We start from the raw sequence: 2,899 nt of genomic DNA, 5'->3' as shown, positions 1-2,899 counted from the left end.
AACACGGCTACTCAAGCGGTGGTTTCTACCCAAGCGGAGTATAGCTTTACCGTAAACGAAAATAGCAGTCTTACCGCTGTTTTCGAAGAGGGCGTATTTACGTATAACGTAACAGCTAAGAGCAATAACACGGCGTGGGGTAGTGTATCCCCTGAAAATCAAACCCTTAATGCAGGTCAAACAGCAAAAGTAACAGCCACGCCCGTAGCACCGCATAAATTCAAACATTGGATAAACACGGCTACTCAAGTGGTGGTTTCTACCCAAGCGGAGTATAGCTTTACTGTAAACGAAAATAGCAGTCTTACCGCTGTTTTCGAGGAAGTGATTTTACTTGACCCTAATGCGGTACTTCCGCATCTGACAGGCTTAGACACGGCTGTACTGAAAACAGGAACACCTCAAACCTTTGTGTGGGGAGATATGCCTCAAAATGCGACCAACTTCAAAGCTACGCTTATCGATATGAGCAATGCTTCGGCAGTCACAGCCCTTGTAAGCACAATTGACGCCACACAAGCACAACTTGAGTTTGCCAAAGCGGGTACTTTTACCCTTATGATTCACTTTGAAGTGTTAGGCGTTTCTTACACAGTAAGTTATGACGGTATTGTAGTTAAATAGTAACCCTAAAAAATTATAAAGAAATGAGACATCAACATATCATAAAATCGTTATTATTGCTTTTTGTAGTGGCTTTAACGGCTTGTAGTAAAGAAGAAGATACTCCCACACCTGCCCCCACACCCCCCGATATGCAATTGACCCTTACGGAAGTGTCACTTATGCAAGGGCTACACACACAGGTGGGGCTTAGCAATGCCTCGCAGGTGAGCATCACCCCCAACACTTCCGATGTTGCCACCCTAACCCACGAAAAAGGACAACTCAACATACGGGCAACAAAAGCCGGAAGCGTTACCTTTAAAATAACCGATGCTACCAATAGCAAACGTTCGGTAAGCCTCAAAGTGAATGTAGTTCCTGTCAAATTCGGAATTATGGAAAACATCGGCGGAACGATGAAAGTAGAGACCAAATATCGGTATCAAACCCCCAAAACGTTGCACACGGCAGTTTCCGCAACCGACAGAAAGACGCATTTCTTGAAATTAGAGCTTCCTACGGTGTGGAAAGAGGGCGAGGCAACTACGGTGCTTTACAAAGATGCATCGGCTACTCAACCCAACCCGATCAAAGCCTCTGTGTTGCAGTTGTATCGTCAGCAAGGGTTGCCTTTGGTGGTTTATTTGGTTTCGGAGGATAAAAAACAGTACTTTGTATTCCCGATATTAGAAAAATAGAACGGATTTCAATCTTAGATTTATGATAAAACCACATAGGGACATAGAAAAAACTATGTTTCTATGTGGTTTGTTTTAAATGGATTACAGGTGTAATTTGTTGTTGTTTTTCGTAACCACATAGGGACATAGAAAAAACGATGTTTCTATGTGGTTTGTTTTTAAGAAAATGTATTATGCTGAAAATGAATGCTTCCACATTACCTTTCGCCGACTTTGCCTCCAATGCTATTTTTTCGTGAGGGGAGACGCTTCTGTTCTTATCAGTACCTTTGCAAAATGACGTAAAAAAGGCGTATCAAAAATTAGAGCAAAAAGCTGAAATCCTCATATCTTTGCGAAAAATAGGAAACCTATGAATATTGAAAAACTATCACAAAAAATTAAGGAATTACGAAAAATGAAATGTCTTTCGCAAGAGGAATTAGCAACCCAAGCAGGAGTTTCTCTCCGAACCATTCAGCGTGTGGAAAAAGCAGAAAACACACCTTCAGGAGAAACTTTAAAACGTATACTAACCACTTTGGGCACTTCATACGAAACACTTATTGCTGAGACTATAAACGAAAAGCCCTTGCGAACCCTACAAGGTGTAAAAGAGTATCTGCATATTTTTAGCGATAAACTGATAATTAATAGGTCTGTTACTCCTGAAAATATCACAAAAACTTACGAAAAATCTATTTCATTTTTGTTTAAGACGTTAGGTGTTGTATTTATTGGAACATTATTATTTTCTATAATAGCCGTTGTACTTTTCTTCTTGGACAACACTGATTTGGCTATTTTTGCGACTGGTTTTGCAGCCATTTTTCTGATAGTAACTTTCCTCATAATGTGGTTTTCTTCGGGGACAGCTCCCTATATTGAGCGTAAACATATTGTAGCAACAAAAATTGAAAAGATGAGCTTAGGCTCTGCTAACTTCATCGTGATTTATAGAGACGGAAAACGTATTAAAGAAAGAGTTATCGCCTTCAATCCTAATAATTTAACGTTTATTCAACAAGAATTAATTTCTGAAAGTCTCCTCGAAAATGATAAAGTAGGTAGGAACTATGACTTTCTATTTATAATTCTTTTTATACCTATTATATCTGCAACAACAGGACTTTCCGATAGATTTGGAGTGTCCATTTCAATATACGGCTTGGTATGTGCCGTTGCTATAATAGCCAAGGTTATCATAAAATCAATTCGAAATAACAAAAAATACGCCCAATCACTTTAATTTTTTAAAACACAAAACGCGCCAAATAGCTCAATTTATTTGGTGCGTTTTTTACATTTATAAAATCGTTTTACTCCATCATATAGGTAGCATCAATGAGTGTATTTTGTTGGTTTTTAGATTGTAAAGCGTAGTTAAATCCTTTACGAACGCAAAAAGCCCCAATTTCACCACTCTTACTCAAAGCGATAAATCCTACTTGCAGATGCTCCAATTCGGGCGTATTTTTATATAAATCATAAATGCGTTTGGTCACGATTTCACAAGCCTCTTGCGGAGATTTTCCGTGTCGCATCAGCTCTACCACCATCGCACTACCTGCCGTACGGATAACCGCTTCGCCCAAACCTGTTGCTGCGGCTGG

General features: G+C 39.4%; 4 protein-coding genes. 3 read left to right on the top strand and 1 reads right to left on the bottom strand.

Annotated features, from left to right (window positions below; translation table 11 throughout):
• From CCAND38_RS11685 to CCAND38_RS11300, 3 genes are all read left to right on the top strand, one after another.
• Positions 1-624: InlB B-repeat-containing protein (locus CCAND38_RS11685; RefSeq protein ID WP_042343106.1), on the top strand; the 624-nt coding region annotated here is incomplete at its 5' end.
• 23 nt (positions 625-647) lie between these two features.
• On the top strand, positions 648-1,304 hold the full coding sequence (locus CCAND38_RS01070; protein ID WP_042343105.1) for a hypothetical protein: 657 nt from the start codon (positions 648-650) through the stop codon (positions 1,302-1,304).
• Positions 1,305-1,659: 355 nt separating this feature from the next.
• Entirely contained in the window at positions 1,660-2,535 is an 876-nt protein-coding gene (locus CCAND38_RS11300; RefSeq protein WP_052458060.1) for a helix-turn-helix domain-containing protein, read from the top strand.
• 70 nt (positions 2,536-2,605) lie between these two features.
• Here the strand turns inward: CCAND38_RS11300 and CCAND38_RS01060 are convergent.
• Positions 2,606-2,899: isoaspartyl peptidase/L-asparaginase (locus CCAND38_RS01060; RefSeq protein ID WP_042343104.1), on the bottom strand; the 294-nt coding region annotated here is incomplete at its 5' end.

Source organism: Capnocytophaga canis (assembly GCF_000827555.1).
GTDB classification, from domain to species: domain Bacteria; phylum Bacteroidota; class Bacteroidia; order Flavobacteriales; family Flavobacteriaceae; genus Capnocytophaga; species Capnocytophaga canis.
The sequence above is the reverse complement of the archived record's forward strand: the minus strand, read 5'-3'. Positions and strand labels throughout refer to the sequence as shown.